The sequence below is a fragment of the Mucilaginibacter pedocola genome (assembly GCF_002013915.1).
In the GTDB taxonomy this organism is placed as follows: Bacteria; Bacteroidota; Bacteroidia; order Sphingobacteriales; family Sphingobacteriaceae; genus Mucilaginibacter; species Mucilaginibacter pedocola.
Genome location: NZ_MBTF01000035.1, coordinates 132,385 through 147,780, shown reverse-complemented (window position 1 = coordinate 147,780; position 15,396 = coordinate 132,385). Strand labels below are relative to the sequence as shown.

The window sequence follows — 15,396 nt, the reverse complement described above, 5'->3', positions numbered from 1 at the left end:
CTGCACACTGACAACTGCTACCTCCCCCTTCTCTCCCTAAACCTGCTAAAAAAGCCTATCGCCAGCAGGCAAAGTACGCAGCCGCAGAGTCCATTTAGGCGCAGGCCGTAATCGTTACCCGGGTCTTTACCGTAAACGGTGAGGAAAGCGAACAGGGCTATTCCCAGCGTTTGGCCAAGTTTTACAAACAAGTATTTTACTGCAAAAAACATCCCCTCGCGGTTTTCGCCGGTGCGTTTGGCATCGTGTTGGGCAATTTCGGCAAGGATGGCGTTGGGGAGGATGCCCAGCGACGCAAGGGGGAATGATGCACTTAGCACCAATGTGTATATCTGCGCGGTGGGCGTCATGGGGAGTTTCCCTAAAAAGAATATCGCCACAAAAATTAAACTCAATAAGCCAAACGAGAATAGCACCACCGGCTTTTTACCTACTTTCTTCGACAGGTAGTTCACCAGCGGATAAAACAGCAGCGAAGTAAGCACCATGGCACCCATCAACTCGCCTCCGCGCGATTCGGGCAGGTTGAGCAGTACCGTGATAAAGAACAGCAAGCCGCTGGAGATGATGCTGAGCGCCATGTAGTACGAAAAATCGGAGATGAGGTAGTACTTGAAATTCCGGTTCTCGAAGGTCTTTTTAATGGCGGGCAACAACGGCAAATGCGACGGCACGCTGTTGGAGTATTTCTTTTCGTCGATAGCCAATACCGGTACCAGCATTACCAGCCCCGAGAATACAGATAGGACCCAAATAGTATATTGTACGGCGGCGTCGCGGTCGGTAAGATGGAGGGCGTGCTCCAGCAAATCGGCAAAGTTGTTCACCAATGCCGATAGGATAATGCCAATAACAAAGCCCACCTGTTGCAGCGAGGATAGCTTCACCCGTTCCTGCCCGGTGCTGGTTAACTCGGGCAGCAGAGCGTTATAGGGGATAATGTAAGCCGTTGCCCCCATAAAAAACAATATGAGCGTAGCCGTTAGCCACCAGGCGTTGTGTGCCGTAACCTGGCGCGACCATGGGTAGAACGTAAGCGAGCAAAACACCACCGCCGGTAAAATAGCCCATTGCATGTAAGGGATACGGCGGCCTTTAGGGTGCGTACTTTTATCGCTAAGCGAAGCAATAAAAGGGTCAAAGAAAGCATCGGTAAGCCTACCAGAGGCCGTAATGAGCGACATGATGTTGAATATACCGAAAACCATGAGCTGGGGTATCAGCGGTTTTAGCCCGGCGTTGCTTGGCGGCAGGTAAAAATAGGGCAGCATTACAATGATAATGTTGCTCATGGTGCTCCAGCCTATCATTCCGCAGGCATAAGCAAGCTGTTTAGAAAGAGGCAATTTCACCGGCACCATTACTATGCAATATGCAAATATTAAGTGGAATGAGGTATTGATATCACCTTTTTTATAAACAGTTGGGCAGATATTGCCCTTTGGTAAGTGCCTACAGTCCCGAATAATAATCATACCCCGCCCGTGCCCAGTAATCGGGCGGGCGCGTGTTGCTGAATGTGATGCTGCCTATGCGCTTGATATTTTTAATGCCGTATTTAACGGGGATGATTAGCCGCAGCGGCGCACCGTGGTTTATGGGGATGGGCTGGCCGTTCATTTCGTAAGCCAATATAGTTTGCGGGTGCAGGGCGCTGGGCATATCCAACCCCACCTGGTAAACTTTGTCGGGTGTCATCATACCCACGTAGGCTGCTTTGGTTTCTTCGGCTAAACCGAAATGCTCTATAAAGTCGATCACTTTTAAGCCGCCCCAGTGCTGTATCTGGTCCCAGCCTTCTACGCATTTAAAATCGTATATAATTTCGGTTTTGGGCAGGGCCTTTATCTGGTCGATGGTAAAGCTGAGTACTTCGCCACTTTGTTTCACCACCTGTAAGCGCCAGTCGGCTATTTCGAATTTACTTTTTAACCCAATAAAGCTGTTTACCTTTACGTTTTTGGCAGCCATTTCTTTGGGATAGGTTTTCACCAAATGGTTATTGCTAAAAAAATTACGGAAAGCCAGTTCGGTTTTATTCAACGCCCGGCGTAGCGGTAGTCTTGCCCCTGCTGTTGCGCTTGCCGTTTCTTTAGGAGCGTTGTAAAGCCAGCTCCAACCCTTCCAGGCAGCAGCACCCATTACGCCAAACACACCGAACGAGATAAAATTGCGGCGGTTTATTTTTTGCTCAATAGTGAGCTCTTTTTTTGGCTTCGCTTTATTTTCCATCTTCGGCGGGGACTGTTAGTTTTTTGGGGGCACTGTTCACTACTTCGAAGCCGGATATCACCGAGCGGAAGTTATTCCAGCCCGCAAGTATCACCTGTATAATATGTATCAAAAAGAAAAACACGTAGCCAATTGTAAGTGCAAAATGTAGTATACGGGCAAAGTGGTAGCCACCGCATAGCCAAACTACCGTACTGAACTGCACCGGTTTGTAAATGGCTAAGCCGGTTACCAGCGAGCCGAAACCCATTAAAATTATAGCCGTGTAGGCAATCCGTTGGGCGGCGTTGTATTTGTTCTGCGGTGGTGCCATTTTGCGTATATGCAGATCGTGCAGCAAGACTTGCCATGCTTCTTTGAACGATTTGCGTTGCGGCACTAACTCGCGCCACGCTCCGGAGATTATAGTGTACAGCACATACACCACACCGTTTAGCGCGAAGGCCCACATAAATAAAAAGTGGAAGGCCATACCCTCTGATAGCCTTTTGGGGATATTAAAGGTTTTATAAAACCCCTGCGGGAAAAACTTGAAATACGTATGCCCGAACAACGTGATAGAATAGGTATCGCTGGCCCAGTAAATTAGCATACCGCTCCATATCATAATGGTGAGTATAGGGAAGTTCACCCAATGCGTCCAGCGCATCAGCAGCGAGTGTTTTTCTTTGATGGTTTTCATTGGCAGGGGGCTTTGTGTGTAACCATTAGCTGTTTGTTGAGGCGGGTAAGGCGGCTCGCGCGGCAGCTTGTACAGTCCCGGTTTTGGTATCCTGTACAAAGGCTATCAGTTCATAATTATCTGCGGAGAAGTTTTTGGGTAAGGCAATTTCCGCATTTCCGCTTGATGTTCGGTTGAGCGGGATGTTCTGCAATTTCAGAACTATCTGCACATGCGATAAATTACGCCCTTTGTTTTCGCCCGCTTTAACAGCAGAAGTTGCTTGCTTTTGCACCAAGGTCAATACCAATGAGGTATTACCTGAGGCTGCCTGCACATCGTAATTCAGAGAGGCTTTATTATTATTGATGCGGATATCGCTCAGGCTTAACTGCACTTTGCCTGCTTCGGCAATACCATCGCTTATGGCTTTGCGGAGCTGCCCTTCCTGCGAGCCAACAAACTCGGTTCGCCCGTTCACTACTACCTGCGGGGTGTAAACCGAGCTGAGGTTGAACCAATCGGCATAGGTATTTTGCCTGCGCGAAAACTCTGCATTGCTAAAGGCATCGCGCCAGCCAAGGCGGTTCCAGTAATCAACATGGTAGGCTAAAATGTACACCGGTTTGCCGGCGCTTTCTTTCTCGATCTTGGCCACCACTGCATCGGCAGCGGGGCAGCTACTGCAGCCTTCGGAGGTAAAAAGCTCCACTACTGCGAAGCCTTGCCCGGCAAGGATAGCAGTTTTATCTTGCTTCTTGTTACCGATGTAGGCGGCTATGGCAACACCTGTGCCCAGCCATAAGGCAAAACCCAGCAATATTTTAACGGCTTTCATTATCTTTTTTTCGCTTTGTAGTTTTTATACCATTATCCTTACAAAATATTTAACATTTTTATGCGTATGTAGCGTATAAAGGTTAGCGGCGGTATGCGGGCTATTGGTAATAATGTAAATTTCGTTGTAAGGTTTTACATATCCTAACTACTAAGCTTTTGTTTAACACGAACCAAACATGGCCACACCTCCCGAAAGCCATCAGCTCGACCCTAAAAATTGGGTAAAAGCTTATGCTGATTATTTATATATGTACGCCATAACGCGCGTAAACGATGCCGAACAGGCGCAGGACTTGGTACAGGAAACTTTTTTGGCAGGTTTAAATGCCATGAGTAAATTTGCCGGCAAAAGCAGCGAACGTACCTGGCTAACCGCTATTCTGAAGAATAAGATAATAGATGTGTACCGCAAAAAGGCATCGGGCTTGCGCACACAGGAGCTGGTGAATACAGGCGGCGAGGATGCTGACTTTTTTGATGCCACCGACGGGCACTGGAAAGCTGAACACGCCCCGCAGCCTTACGGCATAGAGAACTACGACCCATTGGAAGGCAAGGAGCTGAGGGGTATATTGAAAAGATGCATGGAGAAACTGCCGCCGCTATGGCAGTCGGTTTTTGCCATGAAGCATATGGACGATGAAGCCACCGAAACGGTTTGCACCGAGCTGAAGATAAGCCCGGCCAATTACTGGGTTATCATTCATCGTGCTAAACTTAACCTGAGGGCATGCCTTCAAAAAAACTGGATATAACCATGAACCCCTTGAAAGGAATAATATACAACTGCCGCAAGGCAACCTTCCTGGCCGATAAAAAGCTGGAGGGCAAAATATCTTTTGTGGAGAATATACAGTTGCGCATACACCTGGTAGGTTGCGATGCCTGCAAGCTTTATTTAAAGCAGAGCGGCAAGTTAACCGCCATGGTGAAGGATCTTATGAAAACACCAGTAGGCAGCAACGTGCGCCTCGATTCGGATTTTAAAGAACAATTACAGGAACGTATAGATACCCACCTTAGCAAAAATTAAAAAACGCTGTAAGGTTTGTTTTTACCGGCCGACTAAACCGGAAAGTAAATTAAACAAACATGAAAACTTACAGTAAAACAATTTTAGCCGCAATTTTATTTACCGCCTCGTTCTCTTTCGCCGCCTTTAACGCAAGCGAGGCAGCAACCGCTATGCCCGTTCCGCAACAAAAAATGCAGGGCGATACCACCAAAATGAAAAAAGAAAAGATGAAGAAAAAGAAAATGGCCATGGCTAAAAAGCACGACATGATGAAGATGGATAAGATGAAAGATACCACTTCGAAAATGTAACCCCACAACGAGAAAACAATAAATAATTGGGAGGTTGTTTTTGTTTAGGTAAAGGAGGGCCGTGCCCTTCTTTGCCTTTTAAAGCACCTCAGTAAAACAGGATAAACATGAAAAACTATATACTAACAGCACTCAGCGTGTTAATGGGCCTACTATTTTCCGCACAGGCTATGGCGCAAACCGGCTTAAAAACCGGGACTATCGCACCCGCTTTTGCCGCTACCGATAACTCGGGCAAGCAAGTCAACCTTAAGGACTTATTGAAGCAGCACAAAGCTGTTGTGCTTTTCTTTTACCGCGGGCAATGGTGCCCGTATTGCAACAAACAAATGCAGCACATTCAGGATTCGTTGCAACTACTGCAGGGCAAGGGCGCCTTTGTTATAGGCGTAACGCCCGAAACAGCCGACAATATCAAGGTAACTGTTGCTAAAACCAAGGCATCGTATTCAATTGTGCAGGATAAGGGATATACCATTATGAACGCTTACGGCGTAAAGTACACCATGGACGATGCCACCGTTGCCAAGTACAAAGGCTACGGGTTAGATATGGCCAAGGCAAATGGCAACCCGGATAACGTGCTGCCCGTTCCGGCTACTTATGTTATTGATAGCAGCGGCAAAATTACCTTCGCCCATTTCGATAAAGATTACAGCAAGCGCCCGGCGATAAAAGATATTTTGGCGGTACTTTAAGGAAGTGCCCCGCCCGAATAACAAAATTTAGTAATTTGCTCAAAGTTAATCCTGCTTAGCTTTGAGCATTTTTATTTGATAAACACCATGAAAAAACTATTCACCCTCATATTATTCGTTTACGCAGCCAACGCTTTCGCGCAGGAGAAGAACCAGCAAACCAGCAAATTCGCCATAGTGGGCGATGTGGAAAAAGAGTCGGTAATCACACTCGATTCATTAAAGCAATATAAAGTAAGCGAGATAGGCGATATCAACGTAACCGACCATACCGGTACTTTTAAGCATAAAGACGATAAGCTAAAAGGCGTTTTGCTGAAAGATGTATTATCGCACACCAAATTTAAAACCACCAGCCCAAAACTGCTTAGCCGTTTCTACTTTGTTTGCACCGGCGTTGATGGCTATAAAGTAGTATACTCATGGAACGAATTATACAACACCATGGTGGGCGACCATGTATACATAATTATGGAGAAGAACGGCATCAGCATAGATAAAATGCCTGAGAGCATACAAATGACCTCCGCCGCCGATATGAAAACCGGGCGCCGTTATTTGCATAATCTGGATAAGATAGTGGTAGCGCAAGTGCAGTAAAGTCTTAAGCCGAAAAATCAAAACGTCATGTTGAATTTATTTCGACAGCCCATCATACAAGTTGCCACAAAGCATATCCGCTAAGCAAGTTCGGTACCTGCCGCGTGGGGTGCTGAAACAAGCAGCATGACGATAGGGCTTTAATTTATTTCCAACTCATCATCAGCCACCCCATCCAACTCCTGCGGGTTATGGCTAACTATTAGCGCAGTCGCTCCTAACTCTTTAAAAAGCGGCCGCAGTTCGCCAATCAAATCCATTTTCATCTTTACATCCAATGCCGAGAACGGCTCATCCATCAGCAATAGTTTTGGTTTGATGGACAATGCGCGTAAAATAGCCAGGCGCTGCTGCTGGCCGCCGCTGAGGTATTGGGGTTTGTGGGTGGTAAAACTATCAAGTTTGCCTATTGCTAACAGCCGGTTTATCCATTCTGTATCTTGAGTTACATATTCCAGATGCTGTTGCACCGTCATGTTAGGGAATAACGCATAATCCTGGAAAACGAAGCCGGGCATACGCTGCTGTGGTTGCAGGTCGATGTTTTGTTCGGCATCGAACCAATTAATATTGTTAACCGCAATAATGCCCGCATCGGGTTTCACCAATCCGGCTATCATTTTAAGCAGCGTGGTTTTGCCCGCACCTGATGGGCCTGTGATGCGCACAATGCTGCCCGGCGCGATATCCTTTTTTATCCGCAACTCTTGCACGCCCGCGTAGGCTTTTAGTTTTTTGGTGATATCGATATTGATCATTCCAGCGGGCTTTTTACCTGGTACTTATTGTAAATGAATACGCTTATTACCAGCACAAAGGTTATGGCGAACAACACGAACGAATAGTTATTTGCGGCGGGATAATCCATCCGTTCCACGGCATCGTAAACCGCAATAGATGCCACGCGTGTTACGCCGGGTATATTGCCGCCTATCATCAGCACTACGCCGAACTCGCCAAGGGTATGCGCAAAGGTTAATACGATGGCTGTTAGTAGGGATGGTTTTATATTGGGCAGCAGTACGTGCCAAAAGGTTTGCCATTCGGTTTTGCCCAGCGTGAGCGATGCTTGCCGTAGCGATGCCGGCAATTGCTGAAAAGCGGATTTTACCGGGCTTACCATAAAGGGCAGGCTGTAAATAACGGAGGCAATAACCAATCCCGGGAAACTGAACACCAGCCGCAGGCTAAAGGTATCCAACAGCCATTGCCCAACGCCGTGGCGCGGGCTGAATGCCAGCAGCAAATAAAAACCCAATACCGATGGCGGCAAAACCAACGGCATGGTAATAATAGCTTCGGTAATAATTTTATACAGCGAGCGCTTTTTAGATAGCCACCAACCCAAAGGCAAGCCAAGCAGAAGCAACACTACGGTGGTAATGCCTGCCAGTTTCAGCGTAAGCCATATGGGGGTTATATCCATTTAGTTAACCTTGTAGCCAAAGCGGGTGAATATCTTTTTTGCGGGTGCGCTTAATATATAGCGGTAAAACTTTTCGGCCTGCGGGTTGATCTGTTTTTGTTTTACCAGCACCATACTCTGTTCAATAGGCTTGTAGGTTTTGGGGTTTACAACTTTATAATAAAGTTTGGTTTTTATATCAGCATCTTTTACCAATGATAGTGTGGTAAAGCCCACCTGCACCACACCCGTAGTAATGTAGGTGTTCACCTGCGTAATGCTCTCTCCAAGCACTATCTTATCTTTCATTTTATCGTAAACACGCTCGTATTTCAGCGCCTCTTCGGCAGCTTTTCCGTAAGGGGCAATTTCGGGATTGCCGATAGCAATTTTCTCGATGGAAGCGGCGGATAAAAGCTTTTGCCAGTTATTAAAGTCGAGTTTTTGCGTGCTGCAGATGATGAGTGCGCCGGAGGCATACACTACCGGTTTCTGCACGGCAAGCCCGCTCTTAAAAAGCTCCTGCGGAAAACCCATATCGGCAGAAAGGAAAACATCGAAGGGTGCCCCGTTCTTTATCTGTGTGGTGAGGTTACCTGATGGGCCGGATATGGCATCTACAATTATACCCGTGCGCTTAGTAAAATCTTCCTGCAAAACCTTCATTACCGGTTGCAGGTTGGCCGCAATGGCTACCTTTAGGTTTTGCGCGTTGGCGGTTATGCCGTTCATACCAGCCAGGAATACCGATACCCTTAATAGAAGCCTGTAAATTTTATTCATACCCGTTCATCAATAAATACAAATTACGCATATCTGCCGCCCAACACAAATATAAACTGTAAAACAAATGGGGCGAATACATTACATTTGTGTTACCTGTACACCAATATAAACTATTGCCAATAATGAAAAACTATTTTGCTGCACGTCCGCAGGGCGGCCTTGTGCATTACTGATACCGAATCTCATAAATAAATCAACTATATCTCTCAAATCTCATCCTATCTCACACCACATGAAAAAAGTACTCATTTTACTCGCGGTGCTTACGGCAAGCTTGGGCTTGTGCGCGCAGTCGCCCAAATTCATCAGCACAAAGGGCAAAGAAATTATCGGCGTTGACGGCAAGCCTTTCTTTATTAAAGGCACCAATTTGGGCAATTGGCTGGTGCCCGAGGGCTACATGTTCAAGTTTAAAAGCGTTAACTCGCAGCGCCTCATTAACCAGGCCGTTACCGAATTGATAGGCCCCGAAGAAACCCGCCTGTTTTGGAAGAAGTTCCAGGATACTTACATCACGCAGGCCGATATTAAGTTCATTAAAGCCTCCGGCGCCAACTCTATCCGCATACCATTCAACTATAAGCTATTCACCAGCGAAAGCTATATGGGTATGAACAACCCTAACCGCGGGTTCGAACTGCTCGACCGTGTTATAGCCTGGTGCAAGCAGGAAAAACTCTATGTGATGCTGGATATGCACTGCGCACCCGGCGGCCAAACCGGGGATAATATCGATGACGGCGACGGTTACCCCTTCCTGTTCACCAGCGCGGCCAACCGAAAACAAACCGCCGATATCTGGAAACGCATCGCCGATCATTATAAAAACGAAAGCATCATATTAGGTTACGACCTGCTGAACGAACCTATTGCCCATTACTTTAAGGTTGATGAACTAAACCCGCACCTGGAGCCTACTTATAAAGAGATCACCGCGGCGGTGCGCTCGGTAGATAAAAACCACATCGTATTCATCGGCGGCGCGCAGTGGGATAGCAACTTTAAAATATTCGGGAAGCCTTTCGATACCAAGGCGGTTTACACTTTCCATAAATACTGGACGGACGCCACAAAAGCCGTAGTGCAGGAATACATTGATTTCCGCGAGAAATACAAAGTACCTATTTACGTTGGCGAAACCGGCGAGAATACCGACGAATGGGTGCGCGATTTCCGTATCGTATGCGAGCAGAACAATATTGGCTGGCACTACTGGCCCTACAAAAAGCTGGATAACACCCGCGGCTTTATGAGCTTTAACGTGCCCGATGGCTACCAGGAAATAATCGACTATACCGAAAAGCCCCGCGCAAGTTTCGAGGAAGTGCGCAAAGCCGCCCCTGCCGATAGAGCTAAAATAAAAGCCGCGCTTTATGCTTTTTTAGAGAACTGCAAGTTTACCAACAGCACACCGCAGAAAGGCTATATAGAAGCCTTGGGGCTAAAAGTACCGGCCAAATAATTGTGTAGTTTACCCTTAATAGGTTCAAAGCGATAATTCGCTTACATTGCTCAACTAATTATAACCCTACCGCCCGTCTCGTTCCCCCGAACGGGGCGGGTTTAATGAAAAAGCATGGATAAACGTTACCAAAAACTGGTATGCCTTTTTGTGTTATTGGCTGGTTTTTTTAAGCCTGCTTGTGCACAAACCTTAGTGCCCGTTGCCGATACCGCCAAGCAGCATGTTTTCCGTTTCGGCGAGTTGGAATCTTTCCCCGATACTACCAATAAACTGGGCATTGCCGATATAACCACCACATATACCAGCAAATTCGTAGCTAACACCGCGCCTACACCGCAAGTTGTAGATGCCAATACCACCTATTGGTACCGCATAAGGCTCGATCAGCAGATTGCTACCAAAAACAACTGGCTGCTGGAGTTTTTCGACCAAACTATTGATAGCATCACGGTTTATTCGCCTACCAAAGAGGGGGTGTACAGCGCCACTATGCTGGGCAGTAACCGCCCGTTTTCGCAAAGGTTGTATGCGCATAAAAACTTCACCTTTAATATCAGTACCGAGTTAAAGGGCGAGAACTACTACTACTTCAAGCTGCGGTCTAACCAGTCGGCCAACGTCATTATTGTGCTGCGGTCGGTAAACTGGTTTATTGCCTATGCGCTGGATGAGTATTTCTATTTCGGGATATTCTACGGCATGATACTCGTATTCGGGCTGTACAATTTCATGATGTTCGTGGCCATGCGGCAGCGGCAGTACCTGTACTACATTGTGTATAACCTCAGCATCGGGCTTTACGAAATGTGTACCGACGGCATTGCCTACCAATACCTGTGGCAAATGGCACCCGGGTGGAACCACTATGCCTACGGGATTGCCTTGTTTTTGGCCAGTACATTTGCAATGTTATTTGCTCAAAGCCTGCTCAATTTAAAAGAGAATGCGCCCGGGTTTAATAAGCTCATCAATGGGGTAATTGTGGCGCGGTCGGCTTTTTTTATGCTGTGTTTGGCGGTAGATAAAAACTGGTTCAGTTATAAAATTATCGAAATAGTGCCACTCTCGGTTGCCTTTGCTTCGGGCTGTTATGTTTTGTATAAGGGTTACCGGGCGGCGCGTTTCTTTGTTATCGGTTATAGCTTTTTGTTTACGGGCTTCGTCATCAAATCGCTCATTGCGCTTAATTTATGGTGGTTGCCGGTTACGGCGCTTAACTTTTACAGCCTCAGTTTTTGCTTTATTATGGAGATGCTGTTCATCACCTTTGCTATTGGCGATAGGGTGCGCATGCTTAAACGCGAGAAGGACATAGCGCAGGAACGCATGATCAAGCAACTCCAACAAAACGAGGAGCTAAAGGATATGCTGAACCGCAACCTGGAAGTACAGGTAGCCGAGCGCACCAGCGAGTTGATAGAAAAATCGTCGCTCATTGAATTACAGAACGAAGAACTTGTTGCCGTAAACCAATTGCTGCAGCAACAGGCGGAAGAAATATCGCGCATGAATGTCCTGTTGGAAAAGGATAATCTGAGCCTGCATAACGATATCGAGAAGGTAACGCACGATAGGGTAATGAGCGCCGAGGTAGATTTTGAGGAGTTCAGCAAAATATATCCCGACCGCGAAACTTGCTTCAAATTCCTATCAGACCTGAAATGGGAGCATGGTTACGCCTGCAAAAAATGCAGCAACACTCACTACGGCAACGGCCACCTGCCCTACAGCCGCCGCTGCTCTAAATGCGGCTACGAGGAATCGGTTATTGCCTACACCATTCTGCAGAACACCCGCATACCCATCAATAAGGCCTTTTACATGATATTTTTGATGTATAGCACTAAGGGCAAAATATCATCGCATAAATTATCCGAGATACTCTCCATCCGCCAAAGCACCTGCTGGGCCTACAGCAGCCGCATTAAAAAAGCCATGGAAGCCCGCAAGAAAGAGATCAAAAATGCAGGGAGCAAAGGCTGGAGTAAACTGGTTATCGATAATTCGGAAGAGTAAGCTTCGGATGTGCAGGTGTGCCGATTGCAGATGTGCAGATGAAGCTGCCCCCTAACCGAGCCCCTATAGCCATTATGTCATTGCGAACCGCAGTGGGGAGGCTGAAGCGATGGCGCGGTGTGGCAATCTCATACTACATTCCGATTATGCCAATCATAGAATCGGAGAATCTTCTCATCAGGCGAATCATGGTTCAGAAAAAATAACTTTCTCAACTCCCTACTGACATACTGCTGTCATTAGCCCATGGTTTCTTTGTATCAACAAACAAAAACAACAAAAGATAATGGAAAACCAAGTAATTGAAACCAACGCAGATGTAACCGTAATAACCGCAGGCGAACTTTTATCACACTGGCAGGGCCACCGTAAATTGAGCCGCAAAGTATTGAACGCTTTCCCGGAAAATGAACTTTTCGGATTTTCTATCGGCGGTATGCGCACCTACGCAGCCCTTGCAAAAGAAATTATTGGCCTTACCAGCGGAGGCATTAGTGGTATTGTTACCGGCGACTGGTCCACAAAACCCGAATTGGATTATTTTGACACCACCGCCGATATTAAATCGAAAGCCGAATTGCTGGCGGCCTGGGACGAGGTAACCGAACAACTTGATACGCTTTGGCCACAAATACCTGCGGCTCGTTTTGCCGAAGTGGTTAAGTCTTTTGGCCAGTGGGACAATACCGTTATCGGTACTATACAATATGTAATGGATAACGAGATACATCACCGTGCACAAGGCACTGTTTACCTGCGTGCTTTGGGTATTGAGCCGCCTGCATTTTGGGAGAGATGGTAGTGCTCCTCACGTCCTTGCGAGCGATAGCGCGGCAATCTTCGGTTTAGCATTACCGCTTTGCATTGCGGATTTGCATATAGGGGATCGCTTCGTGCCTCGCAATGACGGAATGAGTTTTATTTAAACCTGAACCGCTTACACCCCATAGCTATATTGCTTAAAAATTAAACTGTGAAGTAAGCGTATCGCAACTATTTTTTCTTTTTTTCAAAAGCCGCTTTAAACAGTTTAAAGCGGCTTTTTGCATTTCTGCCTTTGCGACGTAAGCGTATCAATATATTTATAATTATCTAATTATCAGCTTATTGCAGTATTTGAAATTTGTTTGTAACGTAAAAATTACTTTAAATTTGCCTTAACCGATATAAACCGGCATCTGCCTTTTTCTTGAAGAATACCCATATGCACGCTTGCTGCTCATGGCTTGCCCTGCCTTTGGTTTACATTAAAGTTAATGGCTTGCAGGCATTTACGGCTTTTAAGTACGCAACACCAATTAACACCAAACCAATAACAACTATGAGAATTGCTTACCCAACAAGGTTACTCGCATTAATGCTGACAACCTTTGCCCTCTTGCTTAATGCCTGCAAGAAAGATGCACGCACCCAAACTATTGATGGCGCGCAAACTACCACCACCACACCGCGCAACGCCACCAGCGCGGTAACCACCTGGCTCACCACGGCCGACCAAAGCAACAAACTAACCCAAGGCAGCGTAAGTTTTGCTGCCGATGCGGGGACAAATGCCAACACCATCACGGTCGACGAAGGCACCACCTACCAGGGTATCGACGGTTTCGGCTTTACCCTGACCGGCGGCAGTGCCCAATTGCTTAATGGCCTGGGCGGCAACCAGGCAAATGTGCTTAATGAGCTTTTTGGCACCGGCAACGGGCAGATAGGTATAAGTTACCTGCGTATCAGTATCGGCGCATCGGACCTGAGCTCGTCTGATTTCACCTATAACCAAACCGCAGGAGATGTGAACATGAACAACTTTAGCCTGGCGCAGGAGAACACCGATTTCCTGCCCATCCTGAAAAAGATCATTGCCATTAACCCAACTATCAAAATAATAGCTACCCCCTGGACGGCCCCTACCTGGATGAAGGTTAACACCACCGGCAACAACGGCTACACAGGCGGCAGCTTAAACACGGCTTACTACGATGCCTATGCCCGCTACTTTGTAAAATACCTGCAGGCAATGAAAGCGCAGGGTATTACCATTGATGCTATTACCCCGCAGAATGAACCCCTTAACCCCTACAATAACCCCAGCATGGTAATGCAGGCCAACGAGCAGGTTACCTTCATCAACAACAACCTTGGTCCTCAAATAAGGGCGGCCGGCTTCAATACCAAGATCATCGCCTACGATCACAATGCCGATGTGCCCAGCTATGCCACTACCGTAGTTGGCCAGGCAGGCAATTATGTAGATGGCTCGGCCTTCCACTTGTATGCCGGCGATATTAGCGCGCTAACCGGTGTGCACAACGCCTACCCTAACAAAAACGTTTACTTCACCGAGCAATGGGTGGGCGCACCAAGCAACTTTGGCGGCGACCTCGGCTGGCATATCAACACCCTCATCATCGGCGCTACCCGCAACTGGAGCCGCAACGTACTGGAGTGGAACCTTGCTGCCGACCCTAACAACAACCCGCATACCAATGGTGGCTGCAGCACCTGCCTTGGCGGTATCACCGTGAGCGGTACTTCTATCACCCGCAACGTGGGCTACTATATTATCGCCCATGCCTCTAAAGCAGTACGCCCCGGTGCCGTGCGCATAGCATCTAACATTGCGGGCAGCATACAAAACGTAGCCTTCAAAAACGGCGATGGTACCAAAGTACTCATCGCATCTAACAGTGGCAACAGCACCACCAGCTTTAAAGTGAAGTGGGGCAGCGAGTCATTCACCTACAGCCTGGCAGCAGGCGCGGTGGTAACCTTTAAATGGAGCGGTACACCCGGCACTGGCGGTGGTGGCGGCACAGGTGCGCCAATAGGTTCTACCATCACACTGAAGGGATTCAACAACCAATACGTTAGCAGCGAGAACGGTACACAAGCCATGAACTGCAACCGCGCCACAGCCGGCGGCTGGGAGCAATTTACCGTGGTTGATGCAGGCGGTGGCAAAATAGCGCTGCAAAGCCAGGGCAAATATGTAAGCAGCGAGAATGGCACACAAGCCATAACCTGCAACCGCACCACCATTGGCGATTGGGAGAAATTTGACTGGGTGCCAACCACTGATGGCAAAGTAACCCTGCGCGGCAACAACGCCAAATTCATCAGCAGCGAGAACGGCACCCAAGCCATGACCTGTACCCGCGCGTCGGCATCGGGCTGGGAAGCTTTTGGGGTGAACCAGTAACACTGATGTTTTTATTCCCTCCTTGGGGAGGGGTGTGTTGGGCGTGTGTAGTGGCAGGGAGGGGTTCGCCGCCTTGCAATTGCAATTTGCTTTGTGGCTAAACCCCTCCCTGCATTTGCGCTCAGGCAACCGCACCCCTCCCCAAGGAGGGAATGAAAACGTATCCTTCGT

General features: G+C 47.5%; 16 protein-coding genes. 9 read left to right on the top strand and 7 right to left on the bottom strand.

The annotated features are described in order from the left end of the window. Positions 1–17 precede the first annotated feature (17 nt). The 4 genes from BC343_RS23440 to BC343_RS23425 form a co-directional block, all read right to left on the bottom strand. Positions 18–1,352 (bottom strand): MFS transporter, encoded by a 1,335-nt coding sequence (locus BC343_RS23440; protein ID WP_449406589.1) that lies wholly within the window; start codon positions 1,350–1,352, stop codon positions 18–20. A 100-nt stretch (positions 1,353–1,452) separates the two neighbouring features. Beyond that, positions 1,453–2,232 (bottom strand): molybdopterin-dependent oxidoreductase, encoded by a 780-nt coding sequence (locus BC343_RS23435; RefSeq protein WP_078350235.1) that lies wholly within the window; start codon positions 2,230–2,232, stop codon positions 1,453–1,455. Beyond that, positions 2,222–2,914 carry a cytochrome b/b6 domain-containing protein gene (locus BC343_RS23430; RefSeq protein WP_238381843.1) on the bottom strand — a complete coding sequence of 231 codons (693 nt, stop codon included), beginning with the start codon at positions 2,912–2,914 and terminating at the stop codon, positions 2,222–2,224. Before BC343_RS23430 ends, BC343_RS23435 begins: the two co-directional genes overlap by 11 nt. A gap of 25 nt (positions 2,915–2,939) precedes the next feature. Beyond that, positions 2,940–3,731: a DUF1223 domain-containing protein gene (locus BC343_RS23425; protein ID WP_078350234.1), complete on the bottom strand. Its 792-nt coding sequence runs from the start codon at positions 3,729–3,731 to the stop codon at positions 2,940–2,942. A gap of 178 nt (positions 3,732–3,909) precedes the next feature. Here BC343_RS23425 and BC343_RS23420 point away from each other — a divergent pair, with 178 nt between their 5' ends. The 5 genes from BC343_RS23420 to BC343_RS23400 all read left to right on the top strand — a co-directional run bounded on the left by BC343_RS23420 (position 3,910) and on the right by BC343_RS23400 (position 6,357). Next, positions 3,910–4,488 carry a sigma-70 family RNA polymerase sigma factor gene (locus BC343_RS23420; protein ID WP_078350233.1) on the top strand — a complete coding sequence of 193 codons (579 nt, stop codon included), beginning with the start codon at positions 3,910–3,912 and terminating at the stop codon, positions 4,486–4,488. Further along, positions 4,464–4,766: a hypothetical protein gene (locus BC343_RS23415; protein ID WP_238381842.1), complete on the top strand. Its 303-nt coding sequence runs from the start codon at positions 4,464–4,466 to the stop codon at positions 4,764–4,766. The genes BC343_RS23420 and BC343_RS23415 overlap by 25 nt, the downstream gene beginning before the upstream one ends. Before the next feature lie 59 nt (positions 4,767–4,825). After that, complete coding sequence (locus BC343_RS23410; RefSeq protein WP_078350232.1) at positions 4,826–5,059, top strand: hypothetical protein; 234 nt, start codon at positions 4,826–4,828, stop codon at positions 5,057–5,059. Between the two features lie 107 nt (positions 5,060–5,166). Then, positions 5,167–5,757 carry a peroxiredoxin-like family protein gene (locus BC343_RS23405; RefSeq protein WP_078350231.1) on the top strand — a complete coding sequence of 197 codons (591 nt, stop codon included), beginning with the start codon at positions 5,167–5,169 and terminating at the stop codon, positions 5,755–5,757. An 87-nt stretch (positions 5,758–5,844) separates the two neighbouring features. Continuing rightward, the gene (locus tag BC343_RS23400; protein WP_078350230.1) at positions 5,845–6,357 is read left to right on the top strand and encodes a hypothetical protein; all 513 of its coding nucleotides are present in this window, start codon (positions 5,845–5,847) and stop codon (positions 6,355–6,357) included. Positions 6,358–6,497: 140 nt separating this feature from the next. Here BC343_RS23400 and BC343_RS23395 read toward each other — a convergent pair whose 3' ends face one another. Genes BC343_RS23395 through modA form a run of 3 tightly spaced genes read right to left on the bottom strand, consistent with a single transcriptional unit; the run spans position 6,498 to position 8,545 of the window. Continuing rightward, positions 6,498–7,115, bottom strand: coding sequence for an ATP-binding cassette domain-containing protein (locus BC343_RS23395; protein ID WP_078350229.1), 618 nt, complete (start codon positions 7,113–7,115; stop codon positions 6,498–6,500). Further along, positions 7,112–7,783: a molybdate ABC transporter permease subunit gene (gene modB, locus BC343_RS23390; RefSeq protein WP_078350228.1), complete on the bottom strand. Its 672-nt coding sequence runs from the start codon at positions 7,781–7,783 to the stop codon at positions 7,112–7,114. Before modB ends, BC343_RS23395 begins: the two co-directional genes overlap by 4 nt. Next, positions 7,784–8,545 (bottom strand): molybdate ABC transporter substrate-binding protein, encoded by a 762-nt coding sequence (modA, locus tag BC343_RS23385; protein ID WP_078350227.1) that lies wholly within the window; start codon positions 8,543–8,545, stop codon positions 7,784–7,786. It abuts the gene before it with no gap. 235 nt (positions 8,546–8,780) lie between these two features. On the opposite strand from modA, the gene BC343_RS23380 reads away from it, so the two are divergent. The 4 genes from BC343_RS23380 to BC343_RS23365 all read left to right on the top strand — a co-directional run bounded on the left by BC343_RS23380 (position 8,781) and on the right by BC343_RS23365 (position 15,225). Next, positions 8,781–10,010 (top strand): glycoside hydrolase family 5 protein, encoded by a 1,230-nt coding sequence (locus tag BC343_RS23380; protein WP_078350226.1) that lies wholly within the window; start codon positions 8,781–8,783, stop codon positions 10,008–10,010. Positions 10,011–10,124: 114 nt separating this feature from the next. Beyond that, positions 10,125–12,029 (top strand): 7TM diverse intracellular signaling domain-containing protein, encoded by a 1,905-nt coding sequence (locus tag BC343_RS23375; RefSeq protein ID WP_078350225.1) that lies wholly within the window; start codon positions 10,125–10,127, stop codon positions 12,027–12,029. 286 nt (positions 12,030–12,315) lie between these two features. Continuing rightward, a complete protein-coding gene (locus BC343_RS23370; RefSeq protein WP_078350224.1) occupies positions 12,316–12,831 on the top strand; it encodes a DinB family protein in 516 nt (171 codons plus the stop codon). A gap of 519 nt (positions 12,832–13,350) precedes the next feature. Next, positions 13,351–15,225, top strand: a complete 1,875-nt coding sequence (locus BC343_RS23365) for a glycoside hydrolase family 30 beta sandwich domain-containing protein (RefSeq protein ID WP_078350501.1) — start codon at positions 13,351–13,353, stop codon at positions 15,223–15,225. Positions 15,226–15,396: the final 171 nt, after the last annotated feature.

Coding starts and splice junctions, on each gene's coding strand:
- BC343_RS23435 (WP_078350235.1), bottom strand. CDS start 2,232: ATGGAAAATAAAGCGAAGCCAAAAAAAGAGCTCACTATTGAGCAAAAA.
- BC343_RS23430 (WP_238381843.1), bottom strand. CDS start 2,914: ATGAAAACCATCAAAGAAAAACACTCGCTGCTGATGCGCTGGACGCAT.
- BC343_RS23425 (WP_078350234.1), bottom strand. CDS start 3,731: ATGAAAGCCGTTAAAATATTGCTGGGTTTTGCCTTATGGCTGGGCACA.
- BC343_RS23420 (WP_078350233.1), top strand. CDS start 3,910: ATGGCCACACCTCCCGAAAGCCATCAGCTCGACCCTAAAAATTGGGTA.
- BC343_RS23415 (WP_238381842.1), top strand. CDS start 4,464: ATGCCTTCAAAAAAACTGGATATAACCATGAACCCCTTGAAAGGAATA.
- BC343_RS23410 (WP_078350232.1), top strand. CDS start 4,826: ATGAAAACTTACAGTAAAACAATTTTAGCCGCAATTTTATTTACCGCC.
- BC343_RS23405 (WP_078350231.1), top strand. CDS start 5,167: ATGAAAAACTATATACTAACAGCACTCAGCGTGTTAATGGGCCTACTA.
- BC343_RS23400 (WP_078350230.1), top strand. CDS start 5,845: ATGAAAAAACTATTCACCCTCATATTATTCGTTTACGCAGCCAACGCT.
- BC343_RS23395 (WP_078350229.1), bottom strand. CDS start 7,115: ATGATCAATATCGATATCACCAAAAAACTAAAAGCCTACGCGGGCGTG.
- modB (WP_078350228.1), bottom strand. CDS start 7,783: ATGGATATAACCCCCATATGGCTTACGCTGAAACTGGCAGGCATTACC.
- modA (WP_078350227.1), bottom strand. CDS start 8,545: ATGAATAAAATTTACAGGCTTCTATTAAGGGTATCGGTATTCCTGGCT.
- BC343_RS23380 (WP_078350226.1), top strand. CDS start 8,781: ATGAAAAAAGTACTCATTTTACTCGCGGTGCTTACGGCAAGCTTGGGC.
- BC343_RS23375 (WP_078350225.1), top strand. CDS start 10,125: ATGGATAAACGTTACCAAAAACTGGTATGCCTTTTTGTGTTATTGGCT.
- BC343_RS23370 (WP_078350224.1), top strand. CDS start 12,316: ATGGAAAACCAAGTAATTGAAACCAACGCAGATGTAACCGTAATAACC.
- BC343_RS23365 (WP_078350501.1), top strand. CDS start 13,351: ATGAGAATTGCTTACCCAACAAGGTTACTCGCATTAATGCTGACAACC.